The following is a 23,507-nucleotide window of genomic DNA, read 5'->3' as shown; positions in this document are numbered from 1 at the left end:
AACGCGTGACCGAGGCGCACTTCGAGGCTGAATTTCCGCCGCCGCTGCCGGAGGGTGGACTGCGGATCATCCCGCTCGGCGGGCTCGGCGCCATCGGTCGGAACATGACCGTCTTCGAGTACGACGGCAAGCTGCTGATCGTCGACTGCGGGGTGCTCTTCCCCGACGTGGAGCAGCCCGGCGTCGACCTGATCCTGCCCGACTTCGGCCCGATCCTGGACCGGCTCGGCGACGTGCAGGCGATCGTGCTCACCCACGGTCACGAGGACCACATCGGGGCGGTGCCGTACCTGCTGGCCCACAAGCCGGACATCCCGCTGGTCGGCTCGCAGTTCACCCTCGCCCTGGTCGAGGCGAAGCTCGCGGAGCGGCGGATCCAGCCGTACACGCTGACCGTGCGGGAGGGCGGCCGGGAGCGGCTCGGCCCGTTCGAGTGCGAGTTCTTCGCGGTCAACCACTCGATCCCGGACGCGCTCGCGGTCGCCATCCGCACCCCGGCCGGTCTGGTGCTGCACACCGGCGACTTCAAGATGGACCAGCTCCCGCTGGACGGGCGGATCACCGACCTGGCCGGCTTCGCGCGGCTCGGCGCCGAGGGCGTGGACCTGCTGCTGTCCGACTCCACCAACGCCGAGATCCCCGGCTTCGTCACGCCGGAGCGGGAGATCGGGCCGGTGCTCGATTCCATCTTCCAGAAGGCCCGGGGCCGGATCATCGTGGCCTCGTTCGCCTCGCACGTGCACCGGGTGCAGCAGGTCTTCGACTCCGCCGTCGAGCACGGCCGCAAGGTCGCCCTGATCGGCCGTTCGATGGTCCGCAACATGGGCATCGCCCGGGACCTGGGCCTGCTGAACATCCCGCCGGGCCTGGTCGTCGGCATCGAAGAGGCCACCACCATGCCGCCCGAGCGGATCGTGCTGATGTCGACGGGCAGCCAGGGCGAGCCGATGAGTGCCCTCGGCCGGATGGCCAGCGGCGACCACCGGCACATCACGATCGCCCCCGGCGACACCGTGGTGCTCGCGTCCTCGCTGGTGCCCGGCAACGAGACCTCGGTCTACCGGGTGATCAACCGGCTGGCCCGGGCCGGTGCCGTGGTCGTGCACAAGGACGTGGCGAAGGTGCACGTCTCCGGTCACGCCCCGGCCGGCGAGCTGCTCTACCTGCTCAACGTGGTCCGGCCGAGCAACCTGATGCCGGTGCACGGCGAGTGGCGGCACCTGCGTGCCCACGCCCGGCTCGGCATCGAGTCCGGCGTCGCGCCGGACCGGGTGGTGCTCTGCGAGGACGGCGACGTGGTCGACCTGGTCGAGGGCCGCGCCAGCCTGGTCGGGCACGTCAAGAGCCGGTACGTCTACGTGGACGGCCTGGCCGTCGGCGACGTGAGCGAGTCGCTGCTGACCGAGCGCCGGATCCTGGGGGACGGCGGCTTCATCGCCGCGACGGTGGTGGTCGACTCGGTGACCGGGAAGGTCGTCGGCGGGCCCACCGTCTCCGCCAAGGGCTTCTCGGAGGACCCGGAGGCGTTCAACCCGGTGGTGCCGCTGGTCACCGAGGCCCTCAACCGGGCGGCCTCGGACGGCATCACCGACCCGCACCAGCTCCAGCAGATCGTCCGGCGCACCGTGGGGCGGTGGGTGAACGACGCGTACCGGCGCCGGCCCATGATCGTGCCGACCGTCGTCGAGGTCTGATTCTCCTACGCTCCGACGCCCGCCGGTCACTCCCGGCGGGCGTCGCCGTATTCGCAGCATCGTTTTCCGTCGATCCTTCAACCGTCCCGGCGCCGCTCCCGTACTCCGTCGTGGCGGGCGTGACCGCGCCGGCCGGGAGGAGCGTGACGGATGGACCGCAGACGATTGACAGCCATCGGCGTGATGGTGGCGACGGTGGGTGCGGCGGCGGCGGTGACACTGCCGTCCTTCGCGGGGGAGGAGCCCACCCCCCGCGGCGGTACGGCCGCCCCGGCGGCCGGTGACGTCGCGCCGGAGGTGGTCGACGCGATGCGGCGGGACCTGTCGCTCAGCCCGGGCCAGGTCACGGAGCGGCTCGCCACCGAGCGCTGGGCGACCGGGGTGGTCAGCGAACTGCGGAACGATCTCGGCGCCGACTACGGCGGCAGTTGGCTCGGCGCGGACGGTCGGACCCTCAACGTCGCGGTCGCCGACCGGGCGCAGGCCGAGCGGGTCCGCGCCGCCGGGGCGGTGCCGAAGGTGGTGGCCCGGGGCGTCGGGCAGCTCGACACGTTCAAGACCCGGCTGGACCGGGCCGGCGGATCGGCGTCCGACGCGGTGTCCGGCTGGTACGTCGACGTCGCCGACAACTCGCTGGTCGTGCTCGCCCGCCCCGGTTCGGAGGAGGCGGCCTGGCGGCTGGTCGACCGCACCCGCGTACCCCGGCAGGCGGTTCGGGTGGACGCGTCCGCCGAGGAGCCCCGGCTGCTCTTCGACGTCCGCGGCGGCGACCCCTTCACGATCGACGGCGCGGGCCGCTGCTCGGTGGGCTTCTCCGTGGTGGGCGGATTCGTGACCGCCGGGCACTGCGGCCGGGTGGGCTCCCGGACCGACGGGGCGAACGGCGTCGGTCAGGGCGTGTTCCGGGCCTCGTCGTTCCCCGGTGACGACTGGGCGGTCGTCGAGGTCAACAACGCGTGGACGCCGCAGCCGGTGGTCAACGACTTCAACGGCGGGACGGTTCCGGTGGCCGGCGCGCAGGAGGTGCCGGTCGGGGCGTCGATCTGCCGATCCGGCTCCACCACCGGCGCCCGCTGCGGCGTCGTCCAGGCCCGCAACGCCACCGTCCGCTACCCGGAGGGGACGGTGACCGGGCTGGTCCGGACGAACGTGTGCGCCGAGCCGGGCGACTCGGGTGGCTCCTGGATCTCCGGCGACCAGGCGCAGGGCGTCACCTCCGGCGGCTCCGGCGACTGCACCGTGGGCGGCACCACGTTCTTCCAACCGCTGCGCGAGATCCTCGACGTCAACGGGCTGACCCTGGTGACCACGGGCAACACCCGGTAGTGGTCGCCGACCCCGCCGGGTCCGGGACCACCGGGCCCGGCGGGGTCAGGGCAGGGCGGGGTCAGGGCAGGGCGGGGTCAGGGCAGGGCGGGGTCAGGGCAGGGCGGGGTCAGGGCAGGGCGGCCACCGCGTCGGCGTACGCCGAGCCGGTGCGTACCGCCGCCTCCAGCAGCACGTCCAGTTGGACCGGGGCCACCCCGTGCGACAGGTCCGTGCTGACGTCCCCGGCCAGCACCAGCTCGTCCCCGGAGTCGTGCACGTACGCGGTCGGCAGCAGCCGGTCCTGGTTCCAGGAGTTGCAGAACGCGTACGCCTCGGCCCGCCGCGACGCCGGGAGCCGGCGGCTGGCCACGGTGCGGACGTGCAGGATCTCGCCACGTTCGCCGGCCCGTCGCACCTGGATGAGCGCCTCGCCCCAGCGCCCCACGACGGTGTCGGCGGCGTCCACGACGTACCTGTCGCCGCGCCGCTCCAGGGCGGCGGTGACGAGCGCCAGGCTGAGCGGGACCGGCGCGTCGTCCGGCGGGTCGTCGGCCGGGCCGTCGTCCGGCGGATCGTCGTCCCCGACCCAGTCGGGAGGCCACGCCACGGGAGCGACCAGCGCCTGCCCGGCCCGCGCCCGCTCGGCCAACCAGGACGCGATCCGACCGGACTGGTGACCGGTGCCGTTGCGGGCGTCGAAGCTGCCGGCCAGGCCGGTGGCCAGGTCCAGCAGGGCGGCGCCGAGCGCCTCGACGTCCAGGTCGGCGGCGGGCCGCGACCCGGACGCCGGCCGGTGCACCGTCCGCCCGCCCAGTCCCGCGTCCGTCGCGACGGCACACACCAGAGCACCGGCCGCCGCGAACTCCATCGCGGACAGCTCGTCGTCGGCGTGGTCGAGCCTCGTCAGCTGCTCGGCGAGGATGTCCAGCCCGCGGCCGGGATGCCCGGCGAGGGCGCAGAGGCGCAGGTGGGCCGCGAGGTACGGGAAGGCGGCCCGCTCGCGCCGGTGCCGCCGGTACGCCTGGACGTGCGCCGCCGCGGCCCGCTCCGGCTCGCCGGCCCGCAGCCACGGCAGCATGCCGGCGGCGAGCGCCCGCTCGGGCGCCTCGGTGCAGTCCGACCGGCCGGCGCCGGCGAGCTCGTCCAGCGCCGCCCGCCAGTCGCTCCACCCGGCGAGCAGGTCCGCCCGTCGTACCCGGGCGCACTCGGCGCAGCCGTCCGTCGGGTCGGGGGCGGCGGCCACCCAGCGGTCGTACCAGGACCGGGCGGCCGGCTCGTCGCCGAGGTGGTCGGCGATCCGGCAGCGGAGTTCGGCGACCACCGGGGCGTCGGCGGCGGCGAGGTCGTCGAGGAGGGCACGGGCCTGGTCCAGCCCGACGCGGGGGCTGCCCAGCAGGGCCTCCACGGCGTACCGCTGGTAGCGCGACAGCAGCTCCCGGCCCCCGGCTGGCAGCAGGTCCGGTCGGCGATCGGCGGCGGCGAGGCAGCGGCGGACCGGCTCGACCAGCCGCCACCGCTGACCGTGCAGCAGGTACGACTCGATCAGGGCGAGCCGGGCGTCCAGCGCCGACCGGTCGTCACCGGTTGCGTCGGCGCGCGCCGCGATCCGTTCCAGCTCGGCGCCGCGCGTCTCACCGTCGGGGGAGTCCCGGACGTCGGCCAGCTCTTCGGCGAGGGCGCGGTGGTCCCGTTCCGGCCGGCGGCGTCCGGGCAGCCAGCCCGGCCAGCCGAACTCCTCCAGCCCCCGGCCGCCGGGCTGCCCGGTCACGGCAGCATCCCGCCGGGCAGGCGGGCGACCTCGGCGGCGAGCTGGCAGCCGGCGGAGATGCCGCAGTGGAGGAGCCGGTCGAGCTGGTGCGGGGTCACGCCGTGCTCCAGGTCGGTGATGACCTCGCCGCAGACGCGGGCGCGCCCGTCGTCCTCGACGTGCACGAACGCCTTCGGCCAGAGCCGGTCGTGGTTCCACGCGTTGCAGAAGGCGTGCAGAGCCGGGACGTACTCGATGGCGAACGTCGGCGCCGACACCGTGCGTACCTGGAGCAGCTCCCCGGCGGTGCCCGGGCGGAGGAACCAGATCAGGCTGTCGGCCCACCGGCCGACCAGGTCGCCGGCCGGGTCGGTCTCGACCGCGTACCCGCGACCGGCGAGCACGGTGGCGATCAGCTCGCCGGTCAGCGGGCGCAGCGCACCCGGGTACCCGGCCTGGGGGCGGTCCGCACCGTCCGCGATCGGCGACGCCATGGGGCATCCCTTCTGAGGCGGATATCACGACCGGCGGCGGATTCGCGCGACGACGCGCGGACACGACCCGGAAAAGCGGCGATCTGCCGGGTGCCGCCGTTAAGTTGATGCTATGGCGGGCCGTACCTCTCAGGCGAGCCGGCGGCGCGGCGCGTCGCCGCGTGGCACCACGAACAGTCGTGCCCGTCAGCCGGCGAAGAAGACCCGTACGCCGGCCCGGCGCCGCACCACGGCCACCCGTCCGGGCCCCGCCGTCTATCTCGGCCGCGCTCTCGGTGCGCTGTGGATGGGCCTGGCGCACGGCGTGGGCTGGGGGGTCCGCGCGGTGGGCCGGCAGGCCGCCTCGGCCCGTGATCTCGACCCGGAGCACCGGCGCGACGGGGCCGGGCTGCTGGTGCTCGGCCTCGCCCTGCTCAGCGCCGTCGGCATCTGGTTCTCCGGGGCGGGGCCGGTGGGGCAGCGGCTGGCCGACAGCGTCCGGCTCTTCCTGGGCGCCATCGCCATCGTGGTGCCGGTGCTGCTGATGATCGGCGCCTGGCGGCTGATGCGGCAGCCCGCCGACCCCGAGCACCGCGGTCGTGGCCTGGTGGGCTGGGGGTCCATGCTGGTCGCCACCGCCGCGATGCTGCACATCGGGCAGGCCCCGGTGGGCCCGGTCCAGCGGGACTTCGCCGGCGGCCTGGTCGGCGCGGGTGTCGGCAGCCTGCTGGAGCGGGCCGTGACCGCCTGGGTGGCGGTTCCGCTGCTCGTCCTGCTGCTGGTCTTCGGGCTGCTGGTGGTCACCGCCACGCCGATCAACAAGATCCCCGAGCGGCTGGGCCTGCTGGCCGGCGCGGTGGTCGGCACGCCGCCGGCCGAGGAGACGGACGAGGCGGCCGACAAGCCGGCCCGCCGTCGCCCGGCGAAGCGGATGCCGCCCCCGCTGGATCCGGAGGACTTCGACGACGACCTGGAGGGCGCCGACCTCCAGGAGACCCTCGTGCTGCCCCGCAAGCCGCCGGCCAAGGTGCCGGCCAGCCGCAAGCCGGCCGAGCCGCCCGAGCACTCGCCGCTGCCCACGCGGGCCGAGCAGCTCGCCCTGACCGGCCTGGCCGGCGACTACACGCTGCCGCCGGCGAACCTGTTGGGCAGCGGTGCCGCCCCGAAGACCCGGAGCAAGGCCAACGACGAGGTGATCGCCGCGCTGACCGGCGTCTTCGACCAGTTCGACGTGGACGCCGCGGTCACCGGCTTCACCCGGGGCCCGACGGTCACCCGGTACGAGGTGGAGCTCGGCCCGGGTGTGAAGGTCGAGCGGATCACCCAGCTCTCCCGCAACATCGCGTACGCGGTGAAGTCGCCGGACGTCCGGATCCTCAGCCCGATCCCGGGCAAGAGCGCGGTCGGCGTGGAGATCCCGAACACCGATCCGGAGAACGTGGCGCTCGGCGACGTGCTGCGCTCCCGGACGGCCACCAGCGACCACCATCCGATGGTCGTCGCGCTCGGCAAGGACATCGAGGGCGGTTACGTGGTGGCCAACCTCGCGAAGATGCCGCACATCCTCATCGCGGGGGCCACCGGTGCCGGCAAGTCGAGTTGCCTGAATTCATTGCTTGTGTCCATTTTGACCCGCGCAACTCCTGACGAGGTTCGGCTGCTGCTCATCGACCCGAAACGGGTCGAGATGACCGGCTACGAGGGGATCCCGCACCTGGTCACGCCGATCGTGACCAACGCCAAGAAGGCCGCCGACTCGCTGGAGTGGGTGGTCCGCGAGATGGACATGCGGTACGACGACCTCGCCGCCAACGGGGTCCGGCACATCGACGACTTCAACCGTAAGGTCCGCAACGGCGAGATCAAGGCGCCGCCGGGCAGTGAGCGGGAGCTGCGGCCGTACCCATACCTGCTGGTGATCGTCGACGAGTTGGCCGACCTGATGATGGTCGCCCCCCGCGACGTGGAGGACTCGATCGTCCGGATCACCCAGCTCGCCCGGGCCGCCGGCATCCACCTGGTGCTCGCCACCCAGCGGCCGTCGGTCGACGTCGTCACCGGCCTGATCAAGGCCAACGTCCCGTCCCGGCTGGCCTTCGCGACCTCCTCCCTCGCGGACTCCCGGGTCATCCTCGACCAGCCCGGCGCGGAGAAGCTGCTCGGCCGCGGTGACGGCCTCTTCCTGCCGATGGGCGCGTCGAAGCCGATCCGCATCCAGGGCGCCTGGGTGACCGAGCGCGAGATCACCGACGTGGTGAAGTTCTGCAAGGACCAGCGCGAGCCGGAGTTCCGGCCGGACGTGCTGACCGTCGCGCAGGAGAGCAAGAAGAAGATCGACGAGGACATCGGCGAGGACCTGGACCTGCTGGTGCAGGCGGTCGAGCTGGTGGTGACCTCCCAGTTCGGCTCGACGTCGATGCTCCAGCGCAAGCTGCGGGTGGGCTTCGCCAAGGCGGGCCGGCTGATGGACCTGATGGAGACGCGCGGCGTCGTGGGTCCCTCCGAGGGCTCCAAGGCCCGCGACGTGCTCGTCAAGCCGGACGAGCTGGAGGAGGTCCTGGCCGGCCTGCGGGGCGGCGACGAGTGACGACGGCTCCGGGTCGCCTACCGGACGACGCCCACGGGCCTGCCGGTACGGCGGGCCCGTGGCGTCGGGGGAGCGGAGTGGGTCAGTTGTAGAGCGCCGCGCCGATCAGCATGCCGATGATCATGCCGGCCAGGCTGGCGCCGGCCGCGTACCAGCCGAGTGGCTTGTCGCCGAGGACCGCGCCCACGACGCCCAGGGCGATGCCCGCCAGGCCGAACAGCGGCGGCAGGAACAGGATCGCGATGACAGCGAAGACGAAGCTCAGGATGGTGCAGACGCGGGCCGCGCCGCTGCGGGGGCGCGCGGTGCTGTGGATGTCGGCCATGGTGTCCTCCGTGGTGGGTGAGATGTCCTCGGTGCTGGCCGATCTCTACCCACTGTGGTCATCCGCTACGCCTGGCGGCGTCAGTGGTAGATCTTCAACCCGACCACACCGGCGACCACCAGCAGCAGGCAGATGATCCGGGGGAGGCTGGCCGACTCGTTGAGCGCGACCATGCCGACGACGGCGGTGCCGACCGCGCCGATGCCGACCCAGACCGCGTACCCGGTCCCGACGGGAATGTCGCGCAACGCGTACGCGAGGCCGGCCATGCTGAGCACGAGGGTGACGGCGAAGACCGCCGACGGGACGGGCCGGCTGAAGCCCGCGCTGCGGTCGAGGGCGATCGCCCACGCCGTCTCCAGGAGTCCGGAGATCACCAGAACGATCCAGGCCATCGGGTCACCTCTGTGCGGGCCGCCCGAACCGCCGGGGGCCGGGACGAGTCGATTCTGCGGGTCACGCGGGGCGTCTTGGCCTGACCGGGTACGCCCACCACTCGTCCGGGGCGGCCGGAGCCGCCGTCGACGACGGTAGCACCGGCGGTGGGCACGGGAGCCCGGGCCGAGCAGCGAGCCGCGAACCGCAGTGCGGTGATCCCGACCACCACGAGTGGACCTCAACCTGACTTCAACTTGCAGTATGACCGGTATGCCACTGCTCTTCGCCGACCCCGAGGTCAGCGCCGCGCTCGACGCACCGACGACCGTCGCGGCGATGCGGGACGCGCTCCGGGCCGCGCACGAGGGTCGGCTGGTCGCCCCGCCCCGGACCGCCGCCGCGCTCGACGGGGGGCGGATGGTGCTCACCGCCGGGCATCTCGTGGGCGAGTGGTACGGGTACCGCTCCTACGACACCTTCGGGCATCCGGAGAGCGAGCAGGTCGTGGTGCTGCACGACGGGCGGACCGGCGCCGTCCGGGCGGTCGCGGTCGGGGAGGAGCTGGGGTCCCGGCGTACCGGGGGACTCGGTGGGGTCGCCGTCGACGCGCTGGCCCGCCCCGATGCGGCGACCCTCGGCGTGGTCGGCTCCGGCCGGCAGGCGTGGACCCAGGTGTGGGCCGCCGCCGCCGTGCGGCCGCTGCGGGAGGTGACCGTGCACAGCCGCTCCGCCGCCCGGCGGGAGGCGTTCGCCGCCCGCGTCCGCGCCGAGTTGGGCGTTCCCGCCCGCGCGGTCGGATCGGCCGGGGCCGCCGTGGCCGGCCGCGACGTCGTGGTGCTCGCCACGACGAGTACCACGCCGGTGCTCGACGCCGCCGACCTCGCCCCGGGCGCGCACGTCAACGCCGTGGGTTTCAAGCAGGTCGACCGCCACGAGTTCGGCGCCGACCTGCTCGACCGGGCGGACGTGCTGGTCACCGACTCGCCCGCGCAGGCGACCGCGTACGCCCCGCCGATGCTCGCCGCGCTGCCCTCGTACGCCGGTCGGTTGCGGGATCTGGGCGCGGTGCTGGCGGGGGCCGTCCCCGGCCGGACCGCCGCGGACCAGGTGTCGGTCTTCTGCTCGACCGGGCTGGCCGGCACCGAGGTCTTCCTGCTCGACCGCCTGGTCCGGGTGGCGATCCCGGCCTGACCGGCGCCGCCGGCGGTCGCCCCGCCGCGCGATGCGGCATCTCGCGCCCTCCGGACGGTCGGATCCCGCGACCTGCCGCACGTCGCGCGCCGACCGGGTACGGACGGGCGGGTGAGCTGGCCGATGCCGGCGGCCCGCCGTCACGGCGACCGCCCGCCGGCCCGGTACCCTCGGATGGTGTCTGCCACCTCCCCTTCGCCCGCCGACGGCCGTCGCGTCGCCCTGCTGACCCTGGGCTGCGCCCGCAACGAGGTCGACTCGGAGGAGTTGGCTGCCCGCCTGCACGCCGACGGGTGGCAGGTCACGACCGACGGTGAGGGCGCCGACGTGGTCGTCGTGAACACCTGCGGGTTCGTCGAGAAGGCCAAGCAGGACTCGATCCAGACCCTCCTCGCCGCCGCCGACACCGGCGCCAAGGTGGTGGCGGCCGGGTGCATGGCCGAGCGGTACGGGCGGGAACTGGCCGACAGCCTGCCCGAGGCGCAGGCGGTGCTGAGCTTCGACGACTACCCCGACATCTCCGCGCGGCTGGGTTCGGTGCTCGCCGGTGACGCGGTCGACGCGCACACTCCGCGCGACCGCCGCGAGCTGCTGCCGCTCACCCCGGTCAAGCGCCGGGAGGCGGCGGTGTCGCTGCCCGGGCACGGCACCCGCGCCGCCGTCGAGACCGACGAGCACACCCCGGCGCACCTGCGGCCGGTGCTGCGGCGCCGGCTCGACACCGGCCCGGTCGCCTCCCTCAAGCTGGCCAGCGGTTGCGACCGGCGCTGCGCGTTCTGCGCCATCCCCGCCTTCCGCGGCGCGTTCGTCTCCCGTACGCCGGATGAACTGCTCGCCGAGGCCGAGTGGCTGGCCAAGACCGGGGTGCGCGAGCTGGTGCTGGTCAGCGAGAACTCCACCTCGTACGGCAAGGACCTCGGCGACCCGCGGGCGCTGGAGAAGCTGCTGCCGCAGCTCGCCGCCATCGACGGCATCGTCCGGGTGCGGGCGAGCTACCTCCAGCCCGCCGAGACCCGGCCCGGCCTGGTCGAGGTGATCGCCACGACGCCGGGCGTCGCCGCGTACTTCGACCTGTCCTTCCAGCATTCGAGCGAGCCGGTCCTGCGCCGGATGCGCCGTTTCGGTTCCACCGACCGCTTCCTGGAGCTGCTGGGCAGCGCCCGCGCCCTGGCTGCGGAGGCCGGCGCCCGTAGCAACTTCATCGTCGGCTTCCCCGGGGAGACCCGGGCCGACGTGGCCGAGCTGGTCCGCTTCCTGAGCGAGGCGCGCCTGGACGCGATCGGCGTGTTCGACTACAGCGACGAGGACGGCACCGAGGCCGCCGGCCTCCCGGGCAAGGTGTCGGCCGCCACCGTCAAGCGGCGGTACGACAAGCTCAGCGCCCTGGCCGACGAGCTGTGCGCCCAGCGGGCCGAGGAGCGGCTCGGTTCGACGGTCGAGGTCCTGGTCGACTCGGTCGACGAGGGCGTGGTCGAGGGGCGCGCCGCGCACCAGGCGCCCGAGGTCGACGGCTCGACCACCCTGGTCGCGCCGCCCGGCGGCGGGGTTGATCTGACCGCGTTGCGCCCCGGTGACCTGGTCCGCGCGACGGTCACCGCGACCGAGGGAGTCGACCTGGTCGCCGTACCGGATGAGATGATCTCGGCGGCGCCCGGCGCGGAACGGTGACGGCGGGCCCGGACGGAGCGAGGGAGCCACGTGGTGAGGTGCCAGGTCGGCCACGGCGGTCGGAGCGGGGTGCCGCGGTGACCGGGGCGGCGGAGCCGGCCTCGGCCCCGGTGGTCGCCCGGGTGTCCGTGCTGAACGCGGCCAACGGGCTGACGCTGCTGCGGCTGGTGCTGGTGCCGGTGTTCGCGGCGTCCGTGGTCGTCTCCGCGATGAGCCACCCGGGCTGGCGGATCGCCGCCTGCACGATCTTCGCGGTGGCCTCGGTCACCGACCTGGTGGACGGGTGGATCGCCCGCCGGTTCGGCATGGTCACGTCGGTCGGCAAGGTGGCCGACCCGATCGCGGACAAGGCGCTCACCGGCGCCGCTCTGCTGCTGCTCTCCTGGTACGACCGGCTGCCCTGGTGGGTGACGGTCGTGATCCTCGCGCGGGAGCTGGGCATCACGGCGCTGCGGTTCTGGGTGATCCGCCGCGGCGTGATCGCCGCCAGCCGGGGCGGCAAGATCAAGACCGCCCTCCAGATCCTGGCGATCGCCTGGTACCTGTGGCCGATGCCCGCCGCCCTGGCCGCGGTCGGCCCCTGGATCATGGGCGCCGCCGTGGCGGTGACGGTCGTCACCGGCTTCGACTACGTCGCCCAGGCCGTGCGCCTGCGCCGTCGCACCGGCTGAGCGGTCGCCGCCCGGCCCGACGAGTACCGCGGCCGGGCCGGGGGAAGGAAGGTCGGCATGGAGATCGAGACGGACGCCCACGGCGATCGGCCGGTCGGCAGCCCCGCGGCCGGCGCGGTGCACAGCCTCGCCGAGCGGCAGCAGACCCTCGCCACCGTCGAGTCGCTGACCGGCGGCCTGCTCGCCGGGGCGATCGTGGAGATCGCCGGTGTCAGCAGCGTCTACCGCGGCGGTCTCGTGGTCTACGCCACCGAGTTGAAGTCGGGGCTGGCCGGCGTACCGGAGGACCTGCTGGCCGAGCGCGGGCCGGTCGACCCGGACGTCGCGGTGGCGCTCGCGGAGGGCGGGCGGCGGCGGTGCGGGGCCGACTGGGCCCTCGCCACGACCGGGGTGGCCGGGCCGGAACCGCAGGACGGCAAGCCCGTCGGGCTGGTGTACGTGGCCGTGGCGGGCCCGTCCGGCAGCGCGGTGCGCGAGCTGGACCTGGACGGTGGCCGCGACCACATCCGATCGGCCGCCGTCGTGGCGGCGCTGCGGCTGCTGGCCGACCGGCTCCACGACGCCGACGGTGGCAGCCCGGTCGACTCCGCTTCCGCCGGGCGGGACCCGGCCGGTGCCGCCCCGCGGTGAGGGATCGTCCGATTCCGACGGGCGGGGCGGGATGTCGGCCGGGCGCGCAACGGGTACGGTTGCGGGAAGGCTCTGGTGGCCCGGGGCCGGAGGGTCCGGGCCGTCGGGGCGGGAGTGGTGTTCCCCAGGGGAGGTGCGATGGTCCTGCTACGCCGGGTGATCGGTGACGCGCTGCGGGCACGCCGGCAGGGGCAGCACCGCACCCTGCGCGAGGTCTCCTCCGCCGCCAACGTCAGCCTCGGCTACCTCTCCGAGATCGAGCGCGGCCAGAAGGAGCCGTCGAGCGAGCTGTTGGCCGCCATCTGCGACGCGCTGGGCGCGCGCCTGTCCGAGCTGCTGCGCGAGGTGAGCGACACGGTCGCCCTCGCCGAGCAGATGCCGGGCGTGCTGGTTCCCGTCCAGGACGAGCCGGTCGAGCAGTCCACCCCGGTGCCGCCGCCGGCCGTGCGCAAGGCCGCCGGGCGCGGTGTCCGTCAGGTCTCCTCCGACGGCACGGTCTCCGTCCAGGTCCGGCAGGATTCGCCGCTCAAGGCCACCCTGCGCAGCACCCGGGTGCGCCCCGCCGACCGCGACGTGGTCTGCGCCGCCTGACCACCTGCGGGCGACCCTGGCTCGACCCTGGTTTCCCGGCTCTCGTCATGGCCGGTCACCCGTATGCCGCGTAGGGTTGATCGCGACGGTGGCGACCCCGCTCGTCACGTAGGGATGCCGCACTGGCGTCCGCCTGGGACGATGGAGCCACTGCCGCACCGCGGTCGGACGGCCACGGGCGGCGCGACGCTACTGAGGGGATACCGCGGAGATGGCGAACCCGTTCGTCAAGGGTTGGAAGTATCTGATGGCGCTCTTCGGCGCCAAGATCGACGAACACGCCGATCCGAAGGTGCAGATCCAGCAGGCGATCGAGGAGGCCCAGCGCCAGCACCAGGCGCTCGTCCAGCAGGCCGCCGCGGTGATCGGCAACCAGCGGCAGCTGGAGATGAAGCTGTCCCGTCAGATGTCCGAGGTCGAGCGGTTGCAGGCGAACGCCCGCCAGGCCCTGGTGCTGACCGACCAGGCCCGCGCGAAGGGCGACGAGGCCGAGGCGTCGCGCTACGAGCAGTCCGCCCAGACGCTCGCCACCCAGCTGGTCTCGGCCGAGCAGGCCACCGAGGACCTGAAGACCCTGCACGACCAGGCGCTCGGTGCGGCGGCGCAGGCCCGCAAGGCCGTCGAGAACAACTCGATGATCCTCCAGCAGAAGCTCGCCGAGCGGGCGAAGCTCCTCAGCCAGCTGGAGCAGGCGAAGATGCAGGAGAGCGTCGCCGCCTCGCTGGAGTCGATGTCCGCGATCACCGCGCCCGGCACCACCCCCACCCTGGACGAGGTCCGCGACCGGATCGAGCGGCGGTACGCCACCGCGATGGGCCGCGCCGAGCTGGCCGGCAACTCGGTCGAGGGACGCATGCTGGAGATCCAGAAGGCGACCCTCGATTCGGCCGGTTCCGCCCGACTGGAACAGATCCGCGCCAGCATGGCGGGGGAGAAGCTCGGCGGTGCCGCCGAGCGGCCGGCCGTGGCCCGGCCCGAGCAGGCCGCCCCGGCGGCACCGGCCGCCGACCCGGCGGCCGCCGCCCGGCTCGACGAGATCCGGGCCAGCATGAGCCGCGAACGCGGCAGCGGGGACACGACAGCCGCCGGCTGAGCGGGCGGGTCGAGGAGGCGACGTGGCAGACGAGCGTACGCGGTACTTCCGGCGGCTCGGCCGGTTGCGGCGGTCCGCCCGCCGGTGGAGCGTGCTGGCCGGTGGCCTCGGCGGCGCCGCCGCCGTGCTCACGCCGTACGCCGGTCTGGGCCTGCCGGACGCGGCGTGGGCCGCCGGCGCGGGCGGTGCGGTGGCGTTGGCGGCGTGGCGGTGGATCGACCTGCGGGCGCTGGCCGCCCGGCCGGCCCCGCCCCCACTCGACCCGGCCGAGGCGGCGGCCCGCTCCCGGGCCCGGCTGGTCGCCGCCGTAGAGCGGCTCCCCGTCGGGCCGGGCGTGCTCGCCGAGGTCCGCCGGATGCGGTCGCGGGTGGCGCTGCGCGGCACCAGCGCCGCCGAGCCGTTCGCCCGGCTGGACCGGGCCGCCCTCACCTTCGCCGGCATGACGACGCGCCTGACCGGGCTGGCGGAGCCGGCCGTTTCCGAGGCCGCCGCGGCCGACCGGTCGCTGCGGGACCTCGCCGCCCGGGTCGCCAGCGTCGAACGCGCGCTGCGGCTCGCGCCGCCCGACGCCCGGGCGCCGCTGGCCGAGGCCCACGCGGCGCTCAGCGCGCAACTGGAGAGCGGCGTCGCGGCGTACGAGCGGCTGGTCGTGGCCGCCGCCGGCTACGTGGCGGAGAACGCGCGACCGGGCACCGAACACCCGGCGGCGGCCCGGCTGACCGAGGCGACCGACCTGCTGCACGGGGTCGCCTCGGCCCTCGCCGAGCTGCGCGGCGTCGGCACCCCGCTGCGTACCCCCTGATCAGCCGGGGGTCGTCACCGCCACGGGCGTGCTGAACGCGGACGTGCCCACGACGTTGAACGAGCGGATGCGGTAGTGGTACGTGACGCCGCGGACCAGGCCCGTGTTGGTGAAGCCCCGCCCGCTCACCGTGAAGGTGGCCACCTCCCGGGTGAACGCGGCATCCAGGGCCCGCTGCACGGTGAACCCGGCGCCCTGCCCCGCCGGGGTGCTGGCCGTCCAGCCCAGGATCACCGACGCCGTGTCCGGGGCCGGCGCCGTGGCGGTGACGCTGACCGAGGTCGGCACACCCGGCCGCGGCGGGGTGGTCACCTGCGCGACCGTGGACCACGGTGAGGCCGCGCCGAGGTACGTGGTGCGCACCCGGTAGTAGTAGATGGTGTCCGGTGCCACGGCGGTGTCCAGGTGGGTGTCGCCGACGCCGATCGCGGTGGTGCCCGGTCCGCTGGTGAACGTCGGGTTGGTGGCCCGCTGCACGTCGATGCCGGTGGCGAAGGACCGGTTGCGCCATCGCAGCGCCACCCGCAGCGGAGCCGCCGGCGGCACCGCCGCGGCGAGCCCGGCCGGCGCCGCGAGCTGGACCGACGCGGGCACGCTGTTCGACCAGGCCGAGCAGCTCACCGAGTTCTCCGCCCGGATCCGGTAGTGGTAGGTGACGCCGGGGGTGACCGTGGCGTCGGTGTACCGGGTGGCGGTGGCGGCCACCGTGATCCCGGTGAGCCCCTCGGTGAAGGTCGGATCGGTGGCCCGCTGGAGCAGGTGGCTCGCGGCCGCCGGCCGGCTGCCGTTGCCGGTCCAGGCGAGCGTGATCGCCGGTAACGCGGTGGCCGACCCCGGTGCCGGAGTCGCGGTCAGGCCGGTGGGCGCCTTCGGGGCGACCCGCAGCACGAGGGGCCGGCTCATGCCCTGGTCCCGATGGCCGGCGAGCTGGCTGTGCCAGCGGTACTCCCAGCCCAGGTTCACCAACTGGTTGACCACCAGCGCCGGCCGGCCGTCCACCGGGCTCACCGGTGTGGAGCCGGTACGCGCGCCGGCGGGCCGGCCGGGGTCCAGCAGCCGTACGCTGTCGCCGATCTTGAACGGTAGGGATGGCGCGACCGGGCGCAGCGCGACGATGATGTCCTCCCGGGGGTTCACCCGGACCACCTGCTTCCAGCCCAGCTCGTTTTCGTCGGGCGGTCGCAGCGTGCCGTCCCACCCCGCCCGGTTGACCAGTTGCAGGTCGACACCGTCCAGCCGGACCGGCTGGGTCTGCCGGCTGGACCCGCGGATCCGCCAGAGCTGCGTGCCGTCGCCTGGTGCGCCGACCGGCGCCGCCGGGTCGCTGACCTGCACCACCTCGGTGGCCGGATCGGTCGGGCCGAGCGGCAGCACGGCGGGCCCCAGCGGGCCGCCGTGCGGGTGCCCGACGCCGAGCCGCCCGGCGAGCCGGCCGTGACCGGGCTCGAAGACCTGCTGGACCGCCTTCACGGCGAGCGGCAGCAGCACCGGCGAGCCGCCACCGATCGGGGTGAAGCTCACCGTGCTGGCGTGGACGGGCACCACGGTCTCGCGGGCGGTGCGGGTGCCGAGCGCCGCGTCGTACGCGGGCTGCGGCACGATCGGCGGGCGCTGGCTGGCCGCGTACGCGCGAGGCAGCCGCTCGCGCAGCCGGGCCAGGTCGTATTGCGGTGCCGGCGTGCCGCTCACCCGGAACTGGAGCAGCGTCCGCGTGTTCGGGCCGTACCCGGGGCGGCTCGGTGGCGTCCCGCCCTCCGCACGGAGGTCCGGCGCGTCGGTGTGGTGGTCGTACCGGGGGTCGAAGCCGGGCAGCGGCGCCGGGGCGTCGTTGTAGAGGATCAGCGTGCCGCCCGGGGCGACCGTGGAGAAGTCGACCAGCACGTCGGCCTGCTCCCCGGGGGCGAGCAGCAGGGCGTGCCCGTCGACGTTGAGCACCGTGGGGTCGCGCCGGTCGTACCGGTAGGTCACCGGCTGGTTCGGGATGACCACCGGGGCCGGCAGCAGGCCACCCTCGTTGCCGATCTGCACCAGCTCCGGACCGGCGGCGCGGGGGTCCGGCACCCCGCCCTCACGCCCGTCCGCCGGCCAGCCGGCCGGGCGGTCCGGCGTCCGGACCGCCTCGACCATCGGCACCTCGCCGGCCCCCGGGTCGGCGAGCGCGCCGTCCGGATCCCACAACGGACCGGCGGCGCGGGCACGGTAGAGCTGGAGGTTCAGGCTGCGGTCCGGGCACGCGTTGACGATGCGGAAGCGGTAGGCGCGCGGCTCGACCGCGAGCCACGGGTACGCCACGCCGTTGACCAGCACCGTGTCGCCGTACGCGGCCGGCACCGCCGACGGGTGCGGAACGCCCGGCGTCACCGGCGGCTCGTCCGGCGCGGTGACCGGGTCGTGGTGGGGGTTCGGCACCGGGCCGGGGCCGGTGGCCGGTGCCGCGCCGTTCGGCCACGACTCGCCGTCCGGGCCGGTCTCCTCGGCGGTACGCGACCACGGCCCGTAGTCCCAGCGCCCGGTCGGGTTTCCGCCGCCGCTGCGGTACGGGTTCTGCCGGGGCTGGTAGACGTGCGGATGCCAGAGGCTGCCGCGGGCGCCCCACCGGTCCCGGTCCCAGGTCGGGTCCTCACCGGCCAGCTGGGTGTCGTCGGGCACGAAGGTCCTGTCCTCGAACACCAGCGGGATCTGGTCGGCGGGGAGCACCCCGTCGGCGACCAGCCGCTCCTCGGCCGGGTCGGTGAGCAGGTAGAGCGCGAGCTGCCCGGAGTAGACGGTCAGCCGGGCCAGGCCGACGGTGTTGTCCTGGAACGTGAGTAGCCGTCCGCTCTGGTCGTTCGGGTAGTAGAGCGTGGTGGCCCCGGCGCCGGGGTGGGGCATGTCGGGCACGTGGGTCAGCCCCACCCCGGTCGGGTAGGGGGTGATCTCCCCGGCCGGGGTGATCCACTGCCACGGGTTGCCCGCGCTGATCCAGCCGGTCTGCGCCCCCGCCAGGTGCAGCACGGCCCGGTTCTGCGGGTACGGCGCCGGCCCGTCGAGCGGCCCGGTGCCCGCTCCCTCGATCGTCGGGTCGACGGGGAGGAACAGCTCGCCGGCCCGCCCGGTGGGGAGCTGGTTGATGAACTTCACCCGTACCGGCCGGCCCCGCCGGGCGACGATCACCGGGCCGAGGTGGACGGGGCGCTCCGGCGGAGCGAGCGTGTTGTGCCCGGTCGGGTCGGTGCCGAGGTTGAGCTGCCGGTAGCCGCGCAGCCGGGTCGCCGGGAGGTCGCGGTGCAGTCGTTGCGCGTACTCGCGGAGCCCGATCTCGTAGTAGTCGCAACCGGGATAGGTGATGGTGTCGGGGGCCGCGATCGGCAGGCCGTCGACGGGCCCGCCGCCGGTCGGCGACGCCCCGGTGGCATCGGCGGTCACGGTCGAGCCGGCGGCGCGCAGGGTGGGCAGCGGGTCGACGAACTTCCGGATCCCGGTGCCGGGCACCACCTGGCCGTCGGCGTCGAGGACCGGCAGCGGGCTGTGCGCGTGGTTGGGCACCGGCCCGAAGCAGCGGGGGAGCGCGGCCGGGTCGAGGCTCGCGGGTGCCGGCGTGGCGTCGTCCGCGCTCCGGGCCGCCGGGACCGTCGGGCCGGCGTCGGCGCGGCCGGGATCACCGGTTCCGTCGGGACGGTCGGCGGCCGGTCGGTCCGCCCACGGGATCCGGAGTCTGCGGAACAGGTCCATGGCTCTCCCGGCGTCGGGCGCGGGGCCGCTACCTCGGCGTGGCGGCGCGGCGCGCTGAGCTGACGGTGTGTGAGCACTCAACCGCAGCATGCGACCCGGGACGGTGGTTAGGAAGTACCCAATCGTCCCTATCTGGGTCGGCGCGCCGATTCCTGCCGCCGTCCCCGGAGTGTCCCGCCCGACACGCCGTCCCGGCGCTAGGCTTCGGCGTGCCCTTCGATCTTCAGCCGGTCCTGACCGGTGCGCTGGTCGCCGTCCGGCCGCTACGGGCCGACGACGCCGACCTGCTCTATGCGGTGGCGAGAGATCCGCTCATCTGGGCACAGCATCCGGTCTCCGACCGGCACCACCGGGACGTCTTCGCGGCCTTCTTCACCGAGTCGCTCGCCTCCGGCGGGGCGCTCGCCGTCACCACTCCGTCGGGCGACGTCATCGGCTCGTCGCGCTACCACGGCTTGGACGAGCAGCGCGGTGAGGTCGAGATCGGCTGGACGTTCCTGTCCCGCGCGTACTGGGGCGGGGTGGTCAACGGCGAGCTGAAAGCGCTCATGCTGGCCCACGCGTTCCGCTTTGTGCCACGCGTGGTCTTCCTGGTCGGGCCGGGCAACCTCCGATCGCAGCGCGCGTTGACAAAGATCGGCGCGGTTCCGGCCGGCACCCGTCGCGACGGCAGCGGCCGGGAGAATTTTCTCTTCGAGGTGAGCCGCGACTCCTGGGCCGCCGTCTGGTAGCGACACCTACTCAGGCTCGGCTGCGCCGGCCCTGACGTACATGCCGCGACCAGGAACGCCGTACACCCGGCCTTCGTCGACCAGCACCTGGACGGCCTTGATGACGGTCCCGCGCGCCAACCCGTACTCCTGCTGTAGCCGCACGATCGACGGGATTGGCCGGTTTGGCGGTAGATCGCCACGCAGGATCTGCTCGCGCAGGATCTCCGCGAGCTGCCGATAGACCGGCACGGGGCCCTCGTGGTCGATCATGAGAAGACCGTATGTGACCATGCCTCGCCGCGTCTTTGCAAGGCAGGCCATGGACTACCATGTAAGGGTATGGCACGGTGGGGAAGGCCGGCTCAAGAATTCGGCCGTCCGGCGAAGCGATGCAGACGCTGACCATGGATCAAGGAGGTCGACCTATGTGCGCCCTACCGGTTGCGCTCCCTCGATGCGGGGAGAGTGCCACCCTCCGTCTGGAGATCTACTCAGCCAGCGGTGGCGAGCGGTGCGGCTCGCTCGACGCGTCGGCGTACACCTGCGGCCAGCACGGCATCCCCATGATGTCGGCCTTCGAGCTGGCCGGTCTCACCGCCCGCCGAGTACCGCTGGCACCCGATGTCTGGCGGCCCTGCGGTTACGTGTACGTCTATCAAACCGGCGCGCTCGCCGCCCCCGCCGGCATCGCGCACCCGCACTGGTGCGACCGTCACGGCTGCGACCAGAGCGGCCGCCATCGTTCGATACGGCTACCCGTCAACAGCGGCCATCCCGACCCGGTGATCGTGGATGTGGCCCTTACGCACTCGCTCGGTGGCGCGACGCAGCCAACGCTGTCGGTAACCGCCGTTCACGACCGGGGACAGGAGATCGTGCTGTCTCTTGGGCAGGCCCGCGTCTTGTGCCACCAGGTTCGGCGCTTGCTCAATCTCGCCAGGATCGGTCGTCGGTTGTGACTGCGCGCAGCACCGCTACTGGCTGGGTGGTTGGCAGACCGGGCACCAGTAGGTGACACGCTCGCCCAGCTCGTCCTTGCGGATCGCGGTGCCGCAGCGGCGGCAGGGCTGGGCCCGCCGGCCGTACACGTAACTGGTCTGCCCCCGGTGCAGTGCCCCGGTGGTGCTCTGCGTCCACCGTCCCCGGTTCGCGGCGAGCAGCCTCTGCGCCAGGGTGACCGTGCCGGCGAGGTCGGGGACGGCGCCGACCGGCGTCCACGGCGACACCCCGCGCAGGAACAGCACCTCGCACTTGTAGAGGTTGCCGATGCCGGCGAGGTTGCGCTGGTCGAGCAGGGCCTCGCCGATGGTGGTGTCCGGGTGGGCGGCGAGTCGCCGAACCGCCTCCGCCGGGTCCCAGTCCGGGCCGAGCAGGTCGGGGCCGAGGTGACCGACGAGGTGGCCCTCCGCCGCGGTCGGGACCAGCGCCAGGTCGTGCAGGTGGTAGCCGACGGCCACCGCGTGCGGGCTGCGCAGCACCACCCGGATCAGGTGCGCCGGGCGCGCGGCCCAGCGCTCGCCCGGCGCGTACGCCCGCCAGGCGCCGTCCATCCGCAGGTGCGAGTGCAGCGTCCACCGGGTGCCGGTGTCCGGCTCGGCCGGCGAACCGTCGGCGGCGGACGGGTGCCCGGGAGCCGACGCGCCCGGCGGGGATTCGAGGCGCAGCAGCAGGTGCTTGCCGCGGCTGGCCGACTCGCGCACCGTCCAGCCGGTGAGGTCGGTGCCGGCGAGCTGGGGGACCCGGAAGTCGCTCCCGGTCAGCCGGGTATCGGCGAGCGCCCGCTGGAGGACGCGGGCGGTGTTCCAGACGGTGTCGCCTTCGGGCACCTCTCCATCCTCCCTCCCGCGAGCGCGCGTCGTCAGGCGGCGGTCACGTGCAGCCGGTCGCCCGGCCCGACCGCCAGCAGGTCGGCGGCCCGGCCGCCGTTCACCGACACCGCGACCAGGCCGGCCGAGTCGCCATGGACGACCAGTTCACCGGGCGGCGCGTCACCGAAGGTCCGGCCGTGCACCGCGGGCTGGTGCCCGACCTGGACGGCGGCGGGCAGCGGCTCCAGCAGCGCGGCCGGTGCGGCGAGCTGCACGTTGCCGAAGTGGTCCACGGTCAGTACCTCGGCGGTGAAACCGTCCGCCTCCGGGCGCACCAGCGGTGCCGGCAGCGTCACCAGGGTGCCCGGCTCGACCGCCGGGCCGGCGTCCGCCAGCGGCGCGCCGAGCGCCAGCCGGGCCGCCACCGGCGCGAACACGTCCCGGCCGTGGAACGTGGCCGACACCCGCGGCCCGAGCCACTCCGGGTTCGTCAGCTCCACCGCCACCCGGACGCCGCCGAGCGCCACCGCGGCGTCCAGCAGCAGCCCGTTGTCCGGCCCGACCAGCAGGCCGTCGCCGGCGGCCACGGCGATCCCGCGCCGCGCGGTGCCCACACCCGGGTCGACGACCGCGACGTGGACGCCCGCCGGCAGGTGCGGCACGGTCTGCGCGAGCACCGCCGCGCCCCGCCGCACGTCGCCCGGGGGCACCAGATGGGTCACGTCGATGACCCGGGCCGCCGGCGCCAGCCGGGCGATCACCCCATGGCAGGCCGCCACGAAACCGTCGGTGAGGCCGTAGTCGGTGGTGAAGGAGATCCAGGGCGTCGGCGCCATGGGACGAAAGGCTAGTCCCGCTCGGTGAGCCGCAGTTCGAGAACCAGCTCGTCGTGCAGCGGGATGCCGTCCTCCCCGACCTTGGGGATGGTGGGCTTGAGTCGGCGGGCGCGGTCGACCGCACCCGCGTCGACGCGCACCAGGCGCAGCCCGCGCCGCTGGTAGAAGCGCAGCGCCCGCAGGTTGTCGTTGGTGGTGACGAGCCACAGCCGGGCTCGCCCCTCGGCCCGCGCGACCTCCGTCGCGGCGGCGACCAGGGCGGTGCCCACGCCGCCACCCGGCATCGCGGCGACCACGCTCACCACCTCCAGCCCGTCGCCGTCGCCGTGGTGGGCGAGCGCTCCGACGACCGTGCCGGCGCCGTCCACCGCGACCAGGGTCGGCAGGGTACGCAGGTCGTAGCGGGTGTCGTGGGCGACGACGTACGGGCCGCCCCACTCGCGCTCGTGCAGTGCGTCCACCGCCGACCGGTCACCGGCCCCCGCCGGCCGGATGATGATCGCGTCCATGTCCCGCCTCCCGGGTCGACGCTGTGCCGCGGCGGATCGTACCCGCAGGTCGAGTGGCGTGCGGCGGGCCCGGCTCGGCGGATGTCGGACAGTCCACTGGCCGACCGGCCCATGCCACCGGCGGCCGGGATTGGCAGACTGCCAGGGTGACCAACCGGACCCTGCCCGCCGTCGCGGTGCTCGCCATCGCCACCGCTCTGACCGCCGCCTGCGGCGACGACAACGACAAGGCCGCGGGAGGAGCCTGGGGGGACGGCTCGCGCCCGTCGGCCGCCGCCGCCGCCTCCGCGCCCTCCGGTGACGCGTCGGCGCCGGGCGACCCGGCGGCGCCGGGTGCGACCGGCACCACCGAGCGCCGGCCGTCGAGCGCGCCGAAGGCCGTGCTGCCGTCCCGCATGCGCGCCGCACCCGGGGCGCGGGAGGTCGTCGCCGCGTTCAAGGCGGCCGGGCTCAAGGTCACCGACGCGAAGGACCGGTCCGTCGACTGCGGACCGGACGGGCTCGGTCTGGGCTGCTCGGAGCTGATCGCCACCGACGGCGTGACGGTGTACGTGTTCCCCGACGAGGTCAGCGCCAAGGAGATCGCCGAGACCTGGAGCGGACAGTCGTTCCAGCGGGGTGCCGTGGTGCTCAACTACCTGGAGGCGAAGACGCCGGCCGCCGACCGTCCGAAGTACGAGAAGGTGCTCACCGACCTGCGCTGACCGGTGCGACGCCCTGAGCCGTCAGCCGGGTGGCCGCAGGCCGTCGCCCGCATCCGGCGAGGCGTGGC

Annotated in this window: 22 protein-coding genes and 1 riboswitch; of the genes, 13 read left to right on the top strand and 9 right to left on the bottom strand. The window is 74.5% G+C overall.

What is annotated here, in order from left to right; translation table 11 throughout:
• Positions 1-5: 5 nt before the first annotated feature.
• Both AB0873_RS01430 and AB0873_RS01425 read left to right on the top strand, forming a co-directional pair.
• On the top strand, positions 6-1,694 hold the full coding sequence (locus AB0873_RS01430; protein WP_366597940.1) for a ribonuclease J: 1,689 nt from the start codon (positions 6-8) through the stop codon (positions 1,692-1,694).
• Between the two features lie 150 nt (positions 1,695-1,844).
• Complete coding sequence (locus tag AB0873_RS01425; protein ID WP_155333521.1) at positions 1,845-3,020, top strand: S1 family peptidase; 1,176 nt, start codon at positions 1,845-1,847, stop codon at positions 3,018-3,020.
• 109 nt (positions 3,021-3,129) lie between these two features.
• Here the strand turns inward: AB0873_RS01425 and AB0873_RS01420 are convergent, their stop codons facing one another.
• The gene (locus AB0873_RS01420; protein ID WP_366597939.1) at positions 3,130-4,770 is read right to left on the bottom strand and encodes a YbjN domain-containing protein; all 1,641 of its coding nucleotides are present in this window, start codon (positions 4,768-4,770) and stop codon (positions 3,130-3,132) included.
• Entirely contained in the window at positions 4,767-5,243 is a 477-nt protein-coding gene (locus AB0873_RS01415) for a YbjN domain-containing protein (protein WP_155333519.1), read from the bottom strand. Before AB0873_RS01415 ends, AB0873_RS01420 begins: the two co-directional genes overlap by 4 nt.
• Positions 5,244-5,355: 112 nt before the next feature.
• Between AB0873_RS01415 and AB0873_RS01410 the strand changes: the two genes are divergently transcribed.
• Positions 5,356-7,809, top strand: a complete 2,454-nt coding sequence (locus AB0873_RS01410) for a DNA translocase FtsK (RefSeq protein ID WP_366597938.1) — start codon at positions 5,356-5,358, stop codon at positions 7,807-7,809.
• A gap of 82 nt (positions 7,810-7,891) precedes the next feature.
• Here the strand turns inward: AB0873_RS01410 and AB0873_RS01405 are convergent, their stop codons facing one another.
• Together AB0873_RS01405 and AB0873_RS01400 are read right to left on the bottom strand one after the other, a co-directional pair.
• Positions 7,892-8,134, bottom strand: coding sequence for a hypothetical protein (locus AB0873_RS01405; protein ID WP_366597937.1), 243 nt, complete (start codon positions 8,132-8,134; stop codon positions 7,892-7,894).
• 80 nt (positions 8,135-8,214) lie between these two features.
• Positions 8,215-8,529, bottom strand: coding sequence for an SMR family transporter (locus AB0873_RS01400; protein ID WP_155333516.1), 315 nt, complete (start codon positions 8,527-8,529; stop codon positions 8,215-8,217).
• 65 nt (positions 8,530-8,594) lie between these two features.
• Positions 8,595-8,657, bottom strand: a riboswitch (guanidine-III (ykkC-III) riboswitch).
• A gap of 125 nt (positions 8,658-8,782) precedes the next feature.
• Here AB0873_RS01400 and AB0873_RS01395 point away from each other — a divergent pair.
• The 7 genes from AB0873_RS01395 (at position 8,783) to AB0873_RS01365 (ending at position 15,158) form a co-directional block, all read left to right on the top strand.
• Positions 8,783-9,703: an ornithine cyclodeaminase family protein gene (locus AB0873_RS01395; protein WP_366598052.1), complete on the top strand. Its 921-nt coding sequence runs from the start codon at positions 8,783-8,785 to the stop codon at positions 9,701-9,703.
• A 174-nt stretch (positions 9,704-9,877) separates the two neighbouring features.
• Positions 9,878-11,371: a 30S ribosomal protein S12 methylthiotransferase RimO gene (gene rimO, locus AB0873_RS01390; protein WP_366597936.1), complete on the top strand. Its 1,494-nt coding sequence runs from the start codon at positions 9,878-9,880 to the stop codon at positions 11,369-11,371.
• A gap of 77 nt (positions 11,372-11,448) precedes the next feature.
• The gene (pgsA, locus tag AB0873_RS01385; RefSeq protein ID WP_366597935.1) at positions 11,449-12,042 is read left to right on the top strand and encodes a CDP-diacylglycerol--glycerol-3-phosphate 3-phosphatidyltransferase; all 594 of its coding nucleotides are present in this window, start codon (positions 11,449-11,451) and stop codon (positions 12,040-12,042) included.
• A 57-nt stretch (positions 12,043-12,099) separates the two neighbouring features.
• Positions 12,100-12,672, top strand: coding sequence for a CinA family protein (locus AB0873_RS01380; RefSeq protein WP_366597934.1), 573 nt, complete (start codon positions 12,100-12,102; stop codon positions 12,670-12,672).
• A 138-nt stretch (positions 12,673-12,810) separates the two neighbouring features.
• A complete protein-coding gene (locus tag AB0873_RS01375; RefSeq protein WP_155333512.1) occupies positions 12,811-13,263 on the top strand; it encodes a helix-turn-helix transcriptional regulator in 453 nt (150 codons plus the stop codon).
• A 211-nt stretch (positions 13,264-13,474) separates the two neighbouring features.
• On the top strand, positions 13,475-14,356 hold the full coding sequence (locus AB0873_RS01370) for a PspA/IM30 family protein (protein WP_366597933.1): 882 nt from the start codon (positions 13,475-13,477) through the stop codon (positions 14,354-14,356).
• Between the two features lie 22 nt (positions 14,357-14,378).
• A complete protein-coding gene (locus AB0873_RS01365) occupies positions 14,379-15,158 on the top strand; it encodes a hypothetical protein (RefSeq protein WP_366597932.1) in 780 nt (259 codons plus the stop codon).
• Here the strand turns inward: AB0873_RS01365 and AB0873_RS01360 are convergent, their stop codons facing one another.
• Entirely contained in the window at positions 15,159-18,869 is a 3,711-nt protein-coding gene (locus AB0873_RS01360) for a hypothetical protein (protein WP_366597931.1), read from the bottom strand. It lies immediately after the preceding gene.
• Positions 18,870-19,078: 209 nt separating this feature from the next.
• Here AB0873_RS01360 and AB0873_RS01355 point away from each other — a divergent pair, with 209 nt between their 5' ends.
• Complete coding sequence (locus AB0873_RS01355; RefSeq protein WP_155333507.1) at positions 19,079-19,600, top strand: GNAT family N-acetyltransferase; 522 nt, start codon at positions 19,079-19,081, stop codon at positions 19,598-19,600.
• A gap of 6 nt (positions 19,601-19,606) precedes the next feature.
• Here the strand turns inward: AB0873_RS01355 and AB0873_RS01350 are convergent, their stop codons facing one another.
• Positions 19,607-19,852 carry a GntR family transcriptional regulator gene (locus AB0873_RS01350; protein ID WP_155333506.1) on the bottom strand — a complete coding sequence of 82 codons (246 nt, stop codon included), beginning with the start codon at positions 19,850-19,852 and terminating at the stop codon, positions 19,607-19,609.
• Positions 19,853-19,971: 119 nt separating this feature from the next.
• On the opposite strand from AB0873_RS01350, the gene AB0873_RS01345 reads away from it, so the two are divergent.
• Positions 19,972-20,541, top strand: a complete 570-nt coding sequence (locus AB0873_RS01345; RefSeq protein WP_155333505.1) for a hypothetical protein — start codon at positions 19,972-19,974, stop codon at positions 20,539-20,541.
• Positions 20,542-20,556: 15 nt separating this feature from the next.
• Here AB0873_RS01345 and AB0873_RS01340 read toward each other — a convergent pair whose 3' ends face one another.
• Genes AB0873_RS01340 through AB0873_RS01330 form a run of 3 tightly spaced genes read right to left on the bottom strand, consistent with a single transcriptional unit; the run spans position 20,557 to position 22,735 of the window.
• Positions 20,557-21,408 (bottom strand): zinc finger domain-containing protein, encoded by an 852-nt coding sequence (locus AB0873_RS01340; protein WP_366597930.1) that lies wholly within the window; start codon positions 21,406-21,408, stop codon positions 20,557-20,559.
• Positions 21,409-21,440: 32 nt separating this feature from the next.
• Positions 21,441-22,226, bottom strand: a complete 786-nt coding sequence (locus tag AB0873_RS01335; protein ID WP_366597929.1) for an S-adenosyl-L-methionine hydrolase — start codon at positions 22,224-22,226, stop codon at positions 21,441-21,443.
• 11 nt (positions 22,227-22,237) lie between these two features.
• Positions 22,238-22,735, bottom strand: coding sequence for a GNAT family N-acetyltransferase (locus AB0873_RS01330; protein ID WP_366597928.1), 498 nt, complete (start codon positions 22,733-22,735; stop codon positions 22,238-22,240).
• A gap of 146 nt (positions 22,736-22,881) precedes the next feature.
• On the opposite strand from AB0873_RS01330, the gene AB0873_RS01325 reads away from it, so the two are divergent.
• The gene (locus AB0873_RS01325) at positions 22,882-23,439 is read left to right on the top strand and encodes a hypothetical protein (RefSeq protein WP_366597927.1); all 558 of its coding nucleotides are present in this window, start codon (positions 22,882-22,884) and stop codon (positions 23,437-23,439) included.
• Positions 23,440-23,507 lie beyond the last annotated feature (68 nt).

Source organism: Micromonospora sp. NPDC047707, assembly GCF_040704235.1.
GTDB lineage: Bacteria > Actinomycetota > Actinomycetes > Mycobacteriales > Micromonosporaceae > Micromonospora.
This window is presented reverse-complemented; position numbering and strand designations above follow the sequence as displayed.